General features: G+C 51.7%; 12 protein-coding genes. 11 read left to right on the forward strand and 1 reads right to left on the reverse strand.

Annotated elements, in window-relative coordinates:
* Nucleotides 1–75: 75 nt before the first annotated feature.
* Nucleotides 76–1,968 (forward strand): ribosomal protection-like ABC-F family protein, encoded by a 1,893-nt coding sequence (gene abc-f / locus LIZ87_RS16685; RefSeq protein WP_227148521.1) that lies wholly within the window; start codon nucleotides 76–78, stop codon nucleotides 1,966–1,968.
* Here abc-f and LIZ87_RS16690 read toward each other — a convergent pair.
* Nucleotides 1,952–3,934 (reverse strand): sigma 54-interacting transcriptional regulator, encoded by a 1,983-nt coding sequence (locus LIZ87_RS16690; RefSeq protein WP_227148523.1) that lies wholly within the window; start codon nucleotides 3,932–3,934, stop codon nucleotides 1,952–1,954. The two genes, abc-f and LIZ87_RS16690, sit on opposite strands and share 17 nt — an antisense overlap.
* Nucleotides 3,935–4,200: 266 nt before the next feature.
* Between LIZ87_RS16690 and LIZ87_RS16695 the strand changes: the two genes are divergently transcribed.
* From LIZ87_RS16695 to LIZ87_RS16740, 10 genes are all read left to right on the forward strand, one after another.
* The gene (locus tag LIZ87_RS16695; RefSeq protein ID WP_227148525.1) at nucleotides 4,201–5,856 is read left to right on the forward strand and encodes an ABC transporter substrate-binding protein; all 1,656 of its coding nucleotides are present in this window, start codon (nucleotides 4,201–4,203) and stop codon (nucleotides 5,854–5,856) included.
* Nucleotides 5,857–6,120: 264 nt separating this feature from the next.
* Nucleotides 6,121–7,086, forward strand: a complete 966-nt coding sequence (locus LIZ87_RS16700; protein ID WP_227148526.1) for an ABC transporter permease — start codon at nucleotides 6,121–6,123, stop codon at nucleotides 7,084–7,086.
* Nucleotides 7,087–7,090: 4 nt separating this feature from the next.
* Nucleotides 7,091–7,999: an ABC transporter permease gene (locus LIZ87_RS16705; RefSeq protein WP_178316938.1), complete on the forward strand. Its 909-nt coding sequence runs from the start codon at nucleotides 7,091–7,093 to the stop codon at nucleotides 7,997–7,999.
* Nucleotides 8,000–8,010: 11 nt separating this feature from the next.
* Entirely contained in the window at nucleotides 8,011–9,015 is a 1,005-nt protein-coding gene (locus tag LIZ87_RS16710) for an ABC transporter ATP-binding protein (protein WP_227148527.1), read from the forward strand.
* A complete protein-coding gene (locus LIZ87_RS16715; protein ID WP_264468036.1) occupies nucleotides 9,015–10,010 on the forward strand; it encodes an ABC transporter ATP-binding protein in 996 nt (331 codons plus the stop codon). Before LIZ87_RS16710 ends, LIZ87_RS16715 begins: the two co-directional genes overlap by 1 nt.
* Nucleotides 10,011–10,104: 94 nt before the next feature.
* Entirely contained in the window at nucleotides 10,105–11,328 is a 1,224-nt protein-coding gene (locus LIZ87_RS16720; RefSeq protein WP_227148528.1) for a M20 family metallopeptidase, read from the forward strand.
* Between the two features lie 92 nt (nucleotides 11,329–11,420).
* Nucleotides 11,421–12,581, forward strand: a complete 1,161-nt coding sequence (gene iadA / locus LIZ87_RS16725) for a beta-aspartyl-peptidase (protein WP_227148529.1) — start codon at nucleotides 11,421–11,423, stop codon at nucleotides 12,579–12,581.
* Complete coding sequence (locus LIZ87_RS16730; protein ID WP_227148530.1) at nucleotides 12,574–13,686, forward strand: M42 family metallopeptidase; 1,113 nt, start codon at nucleotides 12,574–12,576, stop codon at nucleotides 13,684–13,686. The genes iadA and LIZ87_RS16730 overlap by 8 nt, the downstream gene beginning before the upstream one ends.
* Nucleotides 13,687–13,919: 233 nt before the next feature.
* A complete protein-coding gene (locus tag LIZ87_RS16735; RefSeq protein WP_227148534.1) occupies nucleotides 13,920–14,630 on the forward strand; it encodes a response regulator transcription factor in 711 nt (236 codons plus the stop codon).
* 160 nt (nucleotides 14,631–14,790) lie between these two features.
* Nucleotides 14,791–17,463, forward strand: coding sequence for a sensor histidine kinase (locus LIZ87_RS16740; RefSeq protein ID WP_442912224.1), 2,673 nt, complete (start codon nucleotides 14,791–14,793; stop codon nucleotides 17,461–17,463).
* The last annotated feature ends 92 nt before the right edge of the window (nucleotides 17,464–17,555 follow it).

Here is a 17,555-nt window from a genome sequence, read left to right on the forward strand (position 1 = left end):
TTTTTTCTGCGGGATTTGTTATGATAGCAGAGGAAATCAAAGGAGATAGAGAAAACAGATCGTGAGATAGGGAATATGAGATACCAGATCATAGATGGGACAGTAACCCTGGGCGGCAGGACGATACTGTCCCATATTGAATTTGAGATACGTGGAAATGAAAAGATAGCGGTGGTGGGGAGAAATGGGGCTGGAAAGACAACGCTCCTTAAACTGATCGCAGGAGAGCTGGAGCTTGACCGGGATGACAGGCGTAAGGGGCCGGGGATTACGCGTTCCAGGGCCCTGACGATCTGTATGCTGGGACAGATGGCCTTTCAGGATGAGGCCAGAACCGTAGAGGAGGAGCTTTTGGCTGGCTGCCCGGCTGTGGATACCTATGACCGTGAGCGCTATGAATATCAAAAGGAGTACGATACCCTGTTTACAGGGCTGGGGTTTGTGAAGGAGGACAAGGGAAGACGGCTGTCCTCTTTTTCCGGTGGGGAAAAAACAAAGATTGCTCTGATAGGGCTTCTCCTGGCAAAGCCGGATATCCTGCTGCTGGATGAACCCACCAATCATCTTGATTTGAATACGGTGCAGTGGCTGGAGGATTATCTGAGGCAGTACGGCAAGGCAGTGGTGATGGTGTCCCATGACCGCTTTTTCCTGGACAGGACAGCGGATATTGTCTACGAGCTGGAGTCAGGACGGCTTACCAGGTATTCCGGCAACTATACGAGCTACAGGGAGCAAAAGAGAAAACAGTATGAGCTGAAAAGGAAGACCTATGAACGCCAGCAGGAAGAAATCGCCCGTCAGAATCAGCTGATCGAGCGCTTTAAGCACAAGCCAACGAAAGCCTCCTTTGCCCGGTCGAGAAAGAAAATGCTGGAGCGGATGGAGCGGGTGGAAAAGCCTGAGGAGGATATGTCCCATATTTTTACAGGGAATATCACGCCTCTGATCGCGGGGAGCAAATGGGTGCTGGAGGCAGAGCATTTAAAGATCGGGTACGGAAAGCCCATACTGGAGCTCAGCCTGCGCATCCGCAGAGGACAGAAGATCGGGATATTGGGAGAAAATGGAAGCGGGAAATCTACCTTTCTGAAAACCGTGGCCGGCTTTCTTGATCCTGTGGAAGGAGTCTGCTGCCTGGGAAACAACATCACAATAGGATATTTTGACCAGTTTTCGGCGGAGATCACCTCGGAGAAAACAGTGGCGGAGCACTTTGGAGGGCTGTTTCCGGGGCTTACGGATAAGGAGGTCAGAAGTACCCTGGGAGCCTATTTGTTCCGCGGAAAGGATGCCTCAAAGCGGGTATCCGGCCTGTCAGGGGGAGAGAAAGCCAGACTGGTGCTGGCAGAGCTTTTGGAAAGCCTCCCCAATTTCCTCATACTGGATGAGCCCACCAACCATATGGATATCCAGGCAAAGGAGACGTTGGAGTCTGCTTTTCAGGCATATCAGGGAACGATCCTGTTCGTATCTCATGACAGGTATTTTATCCGGCAGGTGGCCCAGTCTATCCTGATATTTGAGGATCAGTCTGCTATGTATTACCCCTTTGGCTATGAGCATTACCTGGAGCGCTTAAAGAAGGAAAGGCAAGGTGAGAGCCTGGCTGCCAGGATGAAGGCGGAGGAGCAGGCATTGATCGCAGGCCTTAAGTCGGTTCCGAGGGCAGAACGCCACCGCCTGCGGGAGATCCCCACAGAGGAGGCCTATGACGACTGGCGTTTGAGACTGGCGCGGGAGCGCATGGAGAAGGCGGCAGAGCGGGTGGAGGAGCTGGAAAGGCAGCTCGCGGAGGCAGAGCTTGCGGGCTGGAGGCTGTTTTACACGGAGGAGGCTGGGGCCTGTGCGCAGACGGAAAATGTCTCCTATGAGGCCGCCTGCCATGAATGGCACACCTGCTGCATGGAATGGTATGACATTTTCCAGGAATGCTTTCCGCACTCTGACATCACACATTTACCATAAGAGCTCCAAGCTCTGTGACCTCGCAGCCCCCTCTGGTGCGGTGGACCTTGATGTAGCCGCCTTCTGCCAGCCTCTGTAAGATGGTGCGGATCTTGCCCTCTGACAAGCTGATCCCCTCCTCCGCCAGTCTGCTCTGGATCGCGGCCCTGCCGATACGCGGGCTGGCTGCGATCAGGGAGAGGATTTTCTTGTCGGTCAGCTCCAGCCGTGTTTCGCGGCTGCGTATCTGGTTTAAAATATATCCCGGCAGATCGTTTAACTGCAGAGGCTCCCGTTTGTACAGGCAGGAGAAATAGCTGCACAGATTGTTGACTTCTTTGATGTTTCCCGGCCAGTCATATCTCTTTAAATAAGAAGAAAGATTTTCTGAGAGCACCTGTCTGGCAGTGACAGAAGGGTCCTTAAAGGCATGCTTTAATGCGCTTTCCAAAAGAAGGGGGATATCTCCCCGGCGCTGCCTTAGGGGAAGGGTGTTTAAGGAAACCGTATTGAGCAGGAAAAAGAGGTCATCCAGAAAGCGTCCCTCCAGCACCAGAGCGTAGAGATCCGTGGTTGTGGTGGCAATGATCCTTACATTCAGGGGACTTAGCGTGTCGGCACCCATTGCCATATAGTATCCGTTGTGGAGCACATTCAGAAGAAGCTGCTGGGTCTCTAAGCCCATGTGATGGATGCCGTTCAGCAGCAGAGTTCCTCCTGCTGCGGCCTCAAGGGCCCCCACACGGTGATGCAGGCCCTGGGCCGGGTTTTCCCTGGAGCCCAGAAGCTCGGCTTCAATATAAGAGGGTGTCAGGGAAGAGAAGTTCAGTGAAACAAAGGGCCCCTTATGCCGCATGGAGTTGCGGTGAATGGCCTGAGCCAGCATTTCCTTTTCCGTGCCGCTTTCCCCCTGGATGATGATATGGTAATCATTCAGGGATACCCTTCTGGCAGTATCCAAAAGATGGAGCTGGATGGGATGGCAGGTCACAAAGTGGCTGAAATCACAGAGATGAAGGACCCTGGGCGGAAATAAAAGCCTGGAGGCCCCTTCCTCACAGGGGGCGCCGTGGAGAAGATACAGGGCTGTATTGCGGCTGAGAGTAAACTTCTGGGACCAGAGGCGTAAGGGCCGCATTCCCTCCTTCTCTATGATGATGTCATTCTGGTTGGGAAAATCGTAGGGGATTCCGTATTCCTTTAAGAGCTGGACAAAGCTTTCCCCTATTTTATTCCCATCTTTAAAGCCGATAAGCTTCTGAAAGGCGGCATTGATGAATTCCACCTGCCCGCCCTGATTGACAAGGCACAGGCCCTCGGAAACATTTTCAATGATGATCCGGCTGATCTGCCTGGAGTCCAGGCTGCGGCTGAGCTGCTGGTTGGAGAGCTTTAACACCTGGACGAGATGGCTCATGTAGTTTCGTGTGATCTCATCTGCCAGGCTGGTGGGAAGGCCAAAGAAGGCGATGATCTCATTGATGGTGGAGATATCCACTACTCGGTTTCCGATATCAATGACAGTCCGCACGCATCGGGGGACAAGATGAAGCTCGCCGGGGGTCACACCGTAGATAATATCCTCCTGGTATCCGGGACATCCCGGATAATAGGGGATAAACTGGTATTGAGAAAACCCGTATTCCTGCAGCTGCCTTACCACCTCCAGAGCAGAGGCCTCCGTATCGTTGACAAGATAGACCAGAGAACCCGGCGGGATCTGCAGGATCTTATGGAGATAGGTGTGGTTGAAAATACGCATGCATATGAGCTGCCCGATCCTGTCAGGAATGGAATAAGGCAGATTATGATAAACATTCTCACTGGAAAACAGGATAAGGTCTGTCTTCTGAAGTGCTTCCGGGGTCAGATCTGCGGACTGAATGGATTCAATGGTAAGATATTGGCTGAAAATAGAGGAGAGATAGGAGGCAATCCCGATCTTTGCCACTGGATTCTGTGTTAATATCAACAATTTTTTCTTCATTCTATAGGACCTCCCTTTATTAGGTAAATTATAAGGCATTTTTCGCGGCAAAACAACCTAAATGCCTTAAAAAAGAAAGAAAAATAAAATGTTTTGATATTTGAAACTGCGTTTCTTTGACATCAATGTGTTAATTCACTAAAATACTAATAAGCAAGGGCGCTCTTTAATGTCAAATAGATGAACTGCGCCATGCTTTTTTCTTTATATCCAAAATGGTAACAGGACGGATATACGGAAAAAGCGAAGAAAAGGAGGATATGCAAATGAAAAAAAGAACATTGTCATGGATGCTTGCGGCAGCGATCGTAGCTGGTTCCCTGGCAGGCTGCGGCGGAGGTTCCACGGAAACAACGGCAGCATCAGGCGGACAGGAGACCACAGCAGCAGCTTCCGCTGAGGCAGGAGCAGGGACCGAGGCAGCAGCTGGTGAGACATCCGGCAAGGACAGCCTGGTGATCGCAATGGCTTCCGATATTTTATCCATGGATCCCTACAGATACGACGAGGGCCCCACAAACCAGGTTATGCTTCATATGTATGAGGGACTGGTCCGTCAGGCAGCTGATATGTCTTTCGAGCCATGTCTTGCAGAAAGCTGGGATACATCTGAGGACGGCCTGACATGGACCTTCCATTTAAGAAAGGGCGTTAAGTTCCATGACGGCGAGGAGATGGATTCCGCAGATGCTCTGGCTTCCATTAAGACAGCCATGAATCCGGATTCCCCATCCGCATTCAGCAGCTACACCAGCAGCTTTACTTCTGTTGAGGCTCCTGATGCTGAGACGATTGTGATCACAACCGATACGATCAATCCCCTGATGCTGTTCGATCTGGCTCAGATCTACATCTTAAAGCAGGAAAATGTTGAGGGCAAGACAGAGGAGGAGATCGCTGCCAAGGTAGTCGGTACAGGCCGCTATAAATTCGTAGAGCAGGTAAAGGAAGACCATATTGATATGGTCGCAAATGAAGATTACTGGGGCGAGGTTCCGGCGATCAAGAATGTGCGCTTCCGCCCGATCACCAATGAGGCTACCAGAACTGCAACCATGCTGACAGGAGAGGTTGATTTCACCATCGGTGTTTCTGTCCGCGACATTGACAGACTGGAGAACACAGAGGGGATCAGCGTTTTAAGACAGAAGGGTCTGCGTGAGATCTATCTGAACCTTGACAGCCGTGAGGATTCTCCTCTGTTCCCAGGACAGAAGAACCCAATGTCTGATCCAAAGGTACGTCAGGCTATGTATCTCGCAATTGATGAGTCTGCTATCATCAAGAGCATCATGAACGGCTGCGCGTTTGAGATGAATTCTATCGTTCCTGAGGGTTATGTTGGTTACAAAGAGGTAAGCCGTGAGGCATATGATCCGGAGAAGGCAAAGGCTCTTTTAGCAGAGGCAGGATATCCGGATGGCTTTGAGGTAACCCTGGATGCGCCAAATGACCGCTATATGAATGACGCGCAGATCGCTCAGGCTGTTGCCGGCTTCCTTGAGAAGGTAGGCATCAAGGTGAACTTAAACCTGATGCCAAAGGCAAACTTCTTCAGCTACATCAAGCCGGTTGAGAACAATTCCATGTTCTTAATGACTGGCTGGTCTGATTCCTCAGGCGATGGCCTGTCACTGGCTCACGATATGCTGCACACCTATGACAGAGAGGCTGGCAAGGGTACAGTAAACAGAGGACATTACTCCAATGCAGAGGTAGATGCCCTGATCGAACAGGCATTGACTGAGCTGGATGATGCAAAGAGAGGCGAGCTGGTAGCTCAGATCGATGAGATCGCAAGAGCAGATTACGCATATATCCCGCTTCACTTTGAGCAGGATACCAATGCGATCAAGGATACCTTGAACTATACTCCAAGAATGAACAACTATGTATTCGCATGGGAGTTTTCTTACAAATAAGTGAGAGATAGACAGGTAATGCCTGCAAAGGGAGCCGTGTGAAACCGGCTCCTTTTCAGGCTTTTACGGAGTATCAGGCAAAGGGCGCCGCTGGAAAGGGCGGCCCTTGGTGGCGCGTTTTGTCCGGTACTCCGAAAGGCTTCGTTCGCATAGAAGCCTGCCGTCAGGCGATATGGAGGTTTTAAAAGCACAGAGGTATTCCCGGAGGTCCGGCTGGAAAGGGGCTTTGAGGAGTACAGCTAATGGAATAGGAGGCAAGCGACAGTGATAAAATATGTAGTAAAACGTTTCGTGCAGATGATCGTGGTGCTGTTCATCGTATCAGTGCTGGTGTTTCTTCTGACGAACTTTATCGGCGATCCTGTAGACATGCTGGTTCCCGAAAATGCCACTCTCGAACAAATCGAATCCGCCAGGGCACGCCTGGGCCTTGACAAGCCCCTTCCTGTACAGTACGGCATCTTTTTAAATGATGTGCTCCATGGAAATTTGGGAAAGTCCTATACCTATGGCCTTCCTGCCATGAGCCTGATCGTGGAGCGTATGCCGGCCACGCTGGAGTTAGTGGCTGTGGCAGCCACACTGGTGCTGCTGGTATCCATACCTCTAGGTGTGTACGCGGGAGCTTATCCGAAGAGAAAGACAAGTAAGCTCATCATGTCCGGTTCCATTCTGGGCATTTCCCTTCCCTCCTTCTGGCTGGGAATGATGATGATCTATATTTTTGCAGTGGTCTTGAGAGTTCTTCCTGCTTCAGGAAGAGGAGAGCCTGTGGATGTGCTGGGGGTAAAGCTGAGCCTGTTCGCACCTGGAGGGATCCGCTATATCATCCTTCCGGCCGTTACCCTGGCACTCACCAATCTGGCTACCATGCTGAGGCTTACCCGCTCCGGCATTCTGGAAAATATGCGCCAGGATTACATCAAGTTTGCCAGGGCAAAGGGCGTTCCGGCAAAGTCCATCCTCTTTGGACATGCCCTGAAAAATGCATTGATCCCGGTCATCACTGTTTTTGGCCTGGATCTGGGAAATATGATCGCCTTTACTACCATCACAGAGACCATCTTTGCATGGCCCGGCATGGGAAAGCTTTTGATCGACGCCATCAACAAGGCAGACAGGCCCATCATCGTGGCATATCTGATGGCGGCCTCCTGCATGTTCGTGGTTTTGAACTTTATTGTAGATATTCTTTACACTCTGGTTGACCCCAGGATCGAATTGAGGTGATGACATGGAGCAGACAGTACATACAGAGAATAAAAGTTGGTGGAAGCGTTTTCTGGCATCGGAGTTTTTCTTCCACTATAAGCACAACCTGCCGGCCATTATCGGAAGTATTTTGGTGCTGATCGCAGTTGTGATCGCAGTGTTCGGGCGCTTCTTCGCTCCCCAGAACCCATACGATCTGACACAGATCGACCTGATGGATTCCTATCTTCCGCCGGTGTGGCTGGATGGAGGAAAGGCCGGCTTCCTTCTGGGAACAGATGCCCAGGGACGTGACATTTTCAGCGCTATCATTTATGGAAGCGCCAGTTCTATTATGATCGGTCTGGTGGGTATGTCGGCTTCCTGTATCATAGGTACAACATTGGGACTGATCGCCGGATACTTTGGAGGAAAGGTTGACGCCCTCATCATGCGTATTGCAGATGTGCAGCTGTCATTTCCTTCCATGCTGATCGCCCTTTTCATCATGTCCGTATTCGGGCGCGGTGTAGGAAAGCTCCTTATTGCCCTTACTATGGTGGGCTGGGTTACATACGCCAGAACGGTCCGTGGTGAGACGCTTTCCGTGAAGAAAATGGAGTACGTGGAGGCAGCCCGAACCATTGGCCTGCCAAACCGCATCATTATCTTAAAGCATGTTCTGCCCAATGTAGTGAATTCCATTATCGTTCTGGCAACCATCCAGGTGGGCAGCTTCATTCTGACAGAGGCTACCTTGAGCTTTCTGGGCGTGGGCGTTCCTATCACAAAGCCATCCCTGGGGCTGCTTGTGAAGACGGGCTTTGATGTTCTGTTCTCAGGACTTTGGTGGGCTTCCGTGTTCCCAGGCCTGTATATCATGCTGATCGTGTTCGGTATCAATCTGCTGGGAGATTTCCTGCGTGATGAGCTGAACCCCAACCTGAAATAAGGAGGCGCCAGATGGAAGACAAGATTTTACTTGATATAAAGGGTCTTAAGACCTATTTCCACACCTTCAAGGGAGTGGTGAAGGCAGTTGATGATGTAAGCTTTGACGTGAAAGAGGGAGAAATTTTAGGAATCGTAGGTGAGTCGGGAAGCGGCAAGTCTGTCACAAGCTTTTCTATCTTAAAGCTGGTGGAGGAACCGGGAGTCGTAGAGGCAGAGCGCATTTTCTTTGACGGAAAGGATCTGACAAAGGCCGGGGAGAAGGAGATGACGAAGATCAGGGGCAAGGAGATCGCCATGGTCTTTCAGGATCCCATGACCTCCTTAAATCCCCTCTACACCATACAGAGGCAGATGGAGGAGGTGCTGATCCTCCATGAACCCCAGATGAATGCGGCCCAGAGGTGGGCGCGCTGTATCGAGCTTCTGGCCTCCGTGGGCATCCCCAATCCGGAGGAGCGCTTAAAGGAGTATCCCAACCAGTTTTCCGGCGGTATGCGCCAGAGGGTGATCATCGCCATTGCCCTGGCCACCAATCCAAAGCTTCTGATCGCCGATGAGCCGACGACAGCTCTGGATGTGACCATTCAGGGACAGATTCTGAAGCTTATGAAAAAGCTGGTAAAGGAGCACCATACCTCTCTGATCTTGATCACTCACGACCTGGCTGTGGTATCCCAGATGGTGGACAAGATCAATGTTATGTACTGCGGCAAGCTGGTAGAGACAGGAAGCACGGAGGATATCATTTATCACAATGCCCATCCCTACACAGAGGGACTTTTAAATTCCATTCCAAAGCTCTATGAGGACAGGGACCGTCTGGACTATATCCCAGGCATGGTTCCCAACATGTTTGAGCTGCCTGAAGGCTGTTATTTTGCGCCCAGGTGCAAATATTGCCAGGAGATCTGCCGCCATGAAAAGCCGCAGATGCAGGAGGTGGGGCCAGGCCACAGAGCAGCCTGTCATTTCCCACTGCTGAAGGAAAAGCAAGCAGCAAAGGAGGCAAAGTGATGGAGCCATTGATCGAAGTAAAGAATTTAAGTCAGGAATTTCATCTCACAAAGGGCCTTCTGCAGTCCCTGCGTTTTGAGAAGGGAAAGCTGATAAAAGAGGATAAGGTGGTACATGCAGTCAATTCCGTGAATTTCCAGATCCAGAAGGGCGAGGTCTTCAGCCTTGTGGGAGAGAGCGGCTGCGGCAAATCCACCACAGCCAGAACCATCATCCGCCTGCTGGAGCCCACTGGCGGACAGGTGCTTTATAAGGGCAAGGATATCAGCCATTTAAGTGCAAAGGAGCTTCTTCCCTATAGAAAGAGCATGCAGATGATCTTCCAGGATCCTTATGCTTCCCTGAATCCGAGGCAGAGGGTGGAGGAGATCATCATGGAGCCCCTTCTGTTCCACGGCATTGCAAAGACCAGGTCTGAGGCCAGGGAGAGGTGCATGGATATCTTAAAGCGCGTGGGCATCCGCCCGGAGCAGGCCGGACGTTACCCACACCAGTTCTCCGGAGGCCAGAGACAGCGTATCGGAATCGCCAGAGCCCTTGCGGTGAACCCGGAGTTTATCATTGCCGATGAGCCTGTGTCTGCTCTTGACGTGTCCATCCAGGCACAGATCCTGAACCTTTTGATGGATTTAAAGGATGAGTTCAACTTTTCCTATCTGTTCATTGCCCACGATCTGTCCGTAGTAAGGCATATCAGTGACAGACTGGGAGTGATGTACCTGGGGTCCATCGTGGAGCTGGGAGATAAGCATGCCCTTTTTGGCAATCCTGTCCATCCCTACACAAAGGTGCTCTTTTCCGCAGTGCCTACCGTAGGTGAGAAGCCTCTGGTGGAGAGCATTGAGGCTCAGGGAGAGATCCCCAGTCCGGTCAATCTGCCCAAGGGCTGCTATTTCAGTGACCGCTGCCCCTATGCGACGGAGAAATGCCGCAGGGAGAAGCCAGTCCTTAAGGAGATCGAGCCGGGACATCTGGCAGCCTGCCATATGCTGTAAGAACAGTACGGAATGTAAATGTCAGCAGAACATCAGGGATGAGGTGATGTCTGCTGCGGACAGCAATATATCAATTGATGGAGCGAAAGGTACTATGGATAATGTAAGAGATGAGATGATACAGACAGGGAAGGAGGCTATCTCACAGAGGATCGATTCCCTGAGGGAGGAGCTTCTGCGATTATCCCATGACATTCACGATCATCCGGAGATCGGATTTCAGGAGTTTCTGGCTGTGGAGTACATATCAGAGGTGCTAAAGAGCCAGGGCTTTCAGGTGGAGGAGGGCTACTGCGGTGTGCCCACCTCCTTTAAGGCAGTAAAAAAAGGAAAGGACGCCGGTCCGGTGGTGGCCTTCTTAGCAGAGTATGACGCCCTTCGGGGAGTAGGCCATGGCTGCGGTCATAATGTGATCGCAACCTGTGCAGTGGGAGCATTCCTGGGCCTGGCATCCCAAATGGAAGAGCTGGCTGGAGAGGTGTGGATCATAGGAACACCGGCAGAGGAGGGCGGCGCAGGAAAGGCAGTGCTCCTGGAGAAGGGCGGATTTGAGGGTGTGGATTTCGCGCTGATGATGCATCCAACCGGAGGAGGCGAGCAGTTCAACTATATCAACCGTGGGGGGCGCGCTTCCGGTTCCCTGACGGTTTCCTTCCATGGAAGGTCAGCCCATTCCTCTAATCCCGCTCTGGGCATCAATGCTTTAAGTGCGGCGATCAGCGTCTTTAATCAGATCGATATGCTGCGTCCATGCTTTGATATCCAGGATAATGTGAACGGCGTGATTTTGGAAGGAGGTACAGCCTCCAATGTGATCCCGGAATATTCAAAATCCGAGTTCTGTATCCGGGCCGAGACCATGAAACGGGTGGAGGAGCTGGTTCAGATGATAAAGGACTGTGCGGACAGGGCAGCCGGGCTTACGGGAGCAAAGGCAGAGTTTGAGGAGGAGCCGATCTATGCGGAGCGCTATCCCTGCAAGCCCATGTGCGACGCGTTCAGGGACAATATGGCTGCGCTTGGGATCTCCATGTGCTATCCAAAGCCCGGACAGCGTTTCGGATCCTCTGATATTGGAAATGTTTCCATCAGGATCCCGGCTATTCACGATTATCTGTCCATCACGGATGACATGTCCATCATGGCCCACTCTGTCCAGTATGCAGAGGCAGCGGTGACGCCCCAGGCAGATGAGATCTGCATTAAGGGGGCAAAGGGACTGGCTATGACCGGCCTTGACCTGCTGCTGAAGGAGGACCTGCGCAGGGAATCCGTTGCCTATCATGAGCAGATCGTTCCTGATTTTTATAAAAAATAGTTGAGCGCCCGTTTTTATGGAGTGAGGGAGGAGCGCAATAAAAAGGAAATGTGAGTAACGGAGAATTTGTGAGATAACAGGAGAGTAATCATATGATATTGTTAAAGCAGGCGGACGTATACAGCCCGGTCCATTTGGGGAGAAAAGACGTTCTTGTATGCGGCGGCCGTATTGAAGCAATGGGAGACGAGATCCAGCCGGGAAACAACTGTCAGGTTGTGGATGCTGCCGGAAAGATCCTTGTGCCGGGACTGATCGACTGTCATGAGCATATAACCGGAGGAGGCGGAGAAGGCGGATTCTTCACCAGGACTCCGGAAGTGTGCCTGTCTTCTTTGATACGTTCGGGCATCACCACTGTGGTAGGCCTTTTGGGCACAGATGATATGACCCGCAGTGTTGAGGCTCTGGTGGCAAAGGCAAAGGCTCTGGAGACAGAGGGCATCACTACCTACACGCTCTGCGGCGCCTACGGATACCCATCGCCTACGATTACGGGAAGTGTGAAAAAGGATATTGTATATATCGATAATATGCTGGGAGTCAAGCTGGCCCTGTCAGACCACCGGGCGCCCAATGTGACGCTGGAGGAGCTGATCCGTCTTGCCAGCGATGTGCGCACGGCAGGCATGATCGGCGGAAAGGCCGGGATCGTGGTGCTGCATATGGGAAGCGGGGAGAAGAGGCTTGATTTGGTGTTTGAGGCCTTAAAGCAGACCAATATTCCGGCAAAGACCTTCCATCCCACCCACATGACCAGGTCGCCTGAGCTGTTTCGGGAGGGAATGAAGCTGGCAAAGCTGGGAGGATATGTGGATATCACGTGCGAAAGCTTTGACGAGAGCAAGGAACGCCCAGGCTATATCGCAGGACTGTTAAGGGAAGCAAAGGAGGCAGGAGTGCCTATGGACCACATTACCCTGAGCTCTGACGGCCAGGGCAGCTGGTCTACCTATGATGCCTATGGAAATCTGGAAAAAATTGGAGTCACTTCTGTGAGAAATCTGTATGATCAGCTGGTTGCCCTGGTAAAGGAGGATGGCTTTGAGCTTACAGAGGCTTTGAGCTATTTTACAGAAAATGTAGCCAGATCTCTGGAGATCTATCCGAAAAAGGGCTGTATTGCAGAGGGGACGGACGGCGATCTGCTTCTCCTGAAGCCTGATCTGAGCCTGGATACTGTGATCGCAAAGGGAAATATCATGATGGAAGGAGGCACCCTTCTTGTCAGAGGGGCATACGAACATGATTGATATTAAGATGATAAAGGATATGACAGACGCCTTCGGGCCCAGCGGCTTCGAGGAGGAGGTTGTAAAGACCATCCGCGGATATTGTCAGCCTATGGATATGGATCATGACGCCATGAACAATGTATATGTGAGGCTGGAAGGGCCCATAAAGGAGCTGTTGGACGGAAAGCGGGAGGGCAGGAAAAGGCCTGTGATCATGCTGGATGCCCACACGGATGAGTGCGGCTTTATGGTCCAGGGGATCATGGACAACGGGCTTCTCTCCATCATCATGCTGGGAGGCATGGATCTTGCCAGCCTTCCGGCTCACACTGTGATCCTGCGCACCGGAGCAGGAAGGAAGATCAGAGGTATCATTACCTCCCGTCCCGTGCATTTTATGACAGAGAAGGAGAGAAGCGCTCCTCTCGATATACAGGAGCTGTTCATTGATGTGGGTGCAGGAAGCCGCAAGGAGGTAGAGGAGCTTGGGATCCGTATCGGAGATCCTGCTGCCCCGGAGGTGTCCTTTGACTATGATGAGGAGCGGGGGCTGTGCTTTGGAAAGGCCTTTGACAACCGCATGGGCTGTGTCTGCATTCTCCATACCATGAAGGCCCTGCAGGAGATGGGAGCCGGGCTTTCTGTGGATGTTGTAGGGGCCTTTGCTTCCCAGGAAGAGGTAGGCCTCCGGGGGGCCACTGTGACTTCAGAGCAGGTGCAGCCGGATCTTGCCATTGTATTTGAGGGGTCACCGGCAGACGACTTCTATTACAGCAGGGAGAAGGCCGAGGGCGTTCTGGGAAAGGGCGTGCAGATCCGCTGTATGGACAAGAGCTATATCACCAATCCGGCATTTTTAGCTTATGCCCATGAGCTGGGAGAGAAGAAGTCCATCCCCTACCAGGATGCAGTGAGAAGAGGCGGCAGCACCAACGCAGGCAAGATCAGCCTGGCGGGACGGGCGGTGCCTACTCTGGTGCTGGGAATCCCCAGCAGGTATGTTCACAGCCACTATAATTTCTGTCTGGAGAAGGATATTGCGGCCACCGTGGATATGGCGGTAGAGGTGATAAAGAATCTGGATAAGGAGCGCATCGATCAATTGATGAGGCGCGATGTGTAAACACGATTATTTATAAAAGAGAGTAGAAAGAGCGTTTGAGGAAGATGGTTTTGGTCATTTCCTTGAAGGCTCTTTTTCATTGTCTATTTTACCGTTCAGTGATAGAATAGCCACGTGGGAGGAAGAGGACTCTAAACCCTTCCTTCCGGGAAACTTTAGAAAATCTTTTGTATTTTATGAAGGCCAAATTTGGTTTTGGCTGTTAAGATATGGCACATAAGGAGGATATGGATATGACAGGGGACCGGGTACTTCTGGTAGAGGATGACAAAGAGATCCGCGAGGGCGTGGAGATATTTTTAAAGAGTCAGGGCTACCTCGTATTTCAGGCTGCAGATGGGATCGAGGGACTTGAGATATTGGAAAAAGAGAAGATCGATCTGGCCATTGTGGATGTAATGATGCCCAGAATGGACGGAATTACGATGACGGCAAAGCTGCGGGAAAAGCACGATTTTCCGGTCATTTTCCTATCCGCCAAATCAGAGGAAGTGGATAAGATCCTGGGGCTTAACATGGGAGCGGATGACTATGTGACAAAGCCCTTTACTCCAATGGAGCTGCTTGCCAGGGTCAATTCCCATCTGAGGCGTTACCACCGTTTTATGGACCGCTTAAATTCCAGACAGGAGGAGAATCCAAAACTGCACCGGCTGGGAGGCTTAGAGGTCAATGAGGAGACGGTGGAGGTATTTGCCGATGGAAAGCCGGTGAAGGTAACGCCGATCGAATTTAAGATTTTGCTGCTGTTGATACAGAATCCGGGACGGGTATTTCCGGCAGAGGAGATATACGAGCGGGTTTGGAACGAGCGGGCGATCAATACGGATACGGTGATGGTACACATCCGAAACCTCCGGGAAAAGATCGAGGTTAATCCGAGAGAGCCCAAATACATAAAGGTGGTGTGGGGAGTTGGATACAAGATTGAAAAACAACCATAAATGGGGCGTGCTTCTGATCGTCCTGATCGTGCTGGCTGTTTCTGCTGCTACCGTGGGACTTTACCCCTATATGCATCAGAAGGCCAGGGCATACAATGAAAAATGGGGAACAAGGAGGCTGGAGGAACGGTACGATTTTGGAAATATTGCCACTCAGGCCATGAACTTCAGCTATGAGATCTGGCATCAGAGGAGGCAGGAGGAGGAAGGAAAGCTCCTTACGTATTCCCAGACATTCCTGCCTCAGCTGGAAAAACAGCTGAATAAAGCAGCCGCCATGGAGCAGGGAGGAGAAGCAGGAGCGGGTTCCTTAGGGCAGGGAAATGCCGGCGGCAGTATGGAAGCAGCGGCATCCTCCGAAGGCGGAAATACGGCAGGTCATATGGGAAGCTCTGTTTCTGTCAGCCCAGGATATTCCGTAGGCTATACGGTGGGGATGGCCGGAGATTCGCCGGATGGCGGGAACACGGATGTCTATATTGGCGTATACCCGGAGGAAGCTGCGGGGGAGCAGACCGAAGAAGACGGCGAAGAGCCTGATCTGGCAGAAGGGGCAGGTCCAGAGAAATATGATGCGGATTATTACAGGGAGCTTCAGAAGATGATGGATGAGCTGGGGGCTGCCTGGCAGGATCTGTACCAGCAGTATGGAAGCACCTTGTCTTATGCCGTTTTAGGACCGGATGGAAACTATGTGCGAAGCAATGTGAACCGGCCGGAGGAGTATTTTGACGCTCCACTGGAGACAGACGAGCTGCAGTTTACAGTGGAATTTTCCTCCTCCGGAAGGATGAGTCTGGCGGAGGTCTCCGGAACAGATGACTTCTGTTCCAGGATGCTCCAGGCTGCAAGTAAATATGAATTTTATGATCCTCTGGCGGTGCGCCTTACGGACAGCTACCGCTACAGCGGCGTCCAGTTTTTCGGGCCAAAGGATATGATGATCGTGTTCCGCTGTAATCCCATGATTATGAACGGCTGGGGAACAGCGTCGAGATCAAATAGTGAAGGAGCCTTAAATTGCTGGGATTATCTGAGCGGGAAGGGATTCTATACAGTGGTAGTCCTGATGTCTGCTGTGCTTTTGGTGACAGCCCTTTGCTTGCCCTTGATAAGATCCTTTGAGATCGGAAGGAGCGCTCTGTGCAGGCTGGCCTTTGAACCCTTAAGCTGTATTGGCATCGGCTGGCTCTGCTTGATGGCGGAGGGGAGTATCCCGGCATCTCTGGTAGCCTATACGATTGATGGAAGTCTGAAAGAGGAACTTTTGGAGGCCGGCTTTTTGGGCTGGTCCAGCACGGCGCTGACGCTGGCGGCAAACCTTATTTTCTGGTGTGCGGTCTACGGCTCTTTCTACTGGGGGATCACCTGCTACAGAGGCATATTCAGCCTGGGGCCCTGGCGCTATTTTAAGGAGCGCACCTGGGCAGGAAGATTTCTCCGGTTTATCAAAGGTCAAATATGCAGGGGATTGAATGTGTTCCAGGAAACGGATTGGGAGAGCCGCTCCTCAAAGATTATTGGAAAGGCGGTGATCGCCAATTTCCTGATACTGGCACTGATCTCCTGCCTGTGGTTCTGGGGCATCGGTGCGCTGGTCATTTATTCCTTTGTTCTGTTCTTTATGCTGAGAAAATACTGGGGACAGATGCAGGAAAAATATCAGACGCTGTTGAATGGGATCAACCAGCTAGCTGAGGGAAATCTGGACGTGGAGATCCGGGAGGATCTGGGGATATTCAACCCCTTTAAGGAGCAGCTGGGAAGGATACAGGAGGGCTTTAAGAAGGCAGTAGCCCAGGAGGTGAAGAGTGAGCGAACAAAGTCAGAGCTGATCACCAACGTATCCCATGATCTGAAAACACCGCTGACAGCTATTATCACCTATGTAAATCTGCTAAAGCAGGAGGGGATCACGGAGGAGGAGAGGAATTCCTATATCCAGATCCTGGACAGAAAATCCATGCGGTTAAAGGCCTTGATCGAGGATCTGTTTGAGGTCAGCAAGGCCAGCAGCGGCACGGTCACCCTTCATTTGGAGCAGGTGGACATTGTGAGCCTCTTAAAGCAGGTGCGGTTTGAACTGGCGGATAAGATCGAAAGCTGCGGCGTGGAATTCCGCTATCAGCTGCCGGAGAAAAAACTGGTGCTGACTCTTGATGGGCAGAAGACTTGCCGGATCTTTGAAAACCTCCTGGTGAATATCACCAAATACGGACTTCCGGGAACAAGGGCTTATATCCAGGTGACGGAGGAGCGGGGAGGCTGGGTATGTGTTTCCATGCGCAACATTTCTGCAAAGGAGCTGGATGTGGCACCGGAGGAGCTGACAGAGCGCTTTGTGCGGGGAGACCAGTCAAGAAATACAGAGGGCTCCGGATTGGGGCTTGCCATTGTGAGGAGCTTTGTGGAGGTCCAGGGCGGCGCTATGAAGATCGATATTGAAGATGATATATTCCGTGTTATTATACGGTGGAGAAGGCCGGAGTGCGGGGAGGAGAAAGGGCCGGAAGGAGAGGCAGGATCGGGTGCTGATAGAGGTCCAGGCACTGGAGCAGGCACAGCCTCTGAAACTACCAGTGAAGGCGGAGCCTTTCAGAACGCCAGCAAAGACGGGGCTGGCGGTAAAACGGAGCAGGCCGAGATCGTGGATCTGAACTCACTGGATCATCAAAATGCAATTGCTGTACCGCCATATCAGCCGGACTGGGGATCCGAAAAAGGAGAGGACATTCTAAGGGACTCCGGCTCCTTTGAAGGCTTGCTGAGCTCGGCAAAGCAGCGAATCAAAAGGTGGATGCCGAAAAGGATACAGAACATAAAGAAGGATTGATAGCAAAAACGGCAGGCCGGTATGGATATACCGGCCCCAGACTGTAGACAAAGTCCCGAGCGAGAGCTCGGACTTTTCTACATTTATCGCCG

Source organism: Lacrimispora sp. 210928-DFI.3.58 (assembly GCF_020554865.1).
Taxonomy (GTDB): Bacteria; Bacillota; Clostridia; order Lachnospirales; family Lachnospiraceae; genus Enterocloster.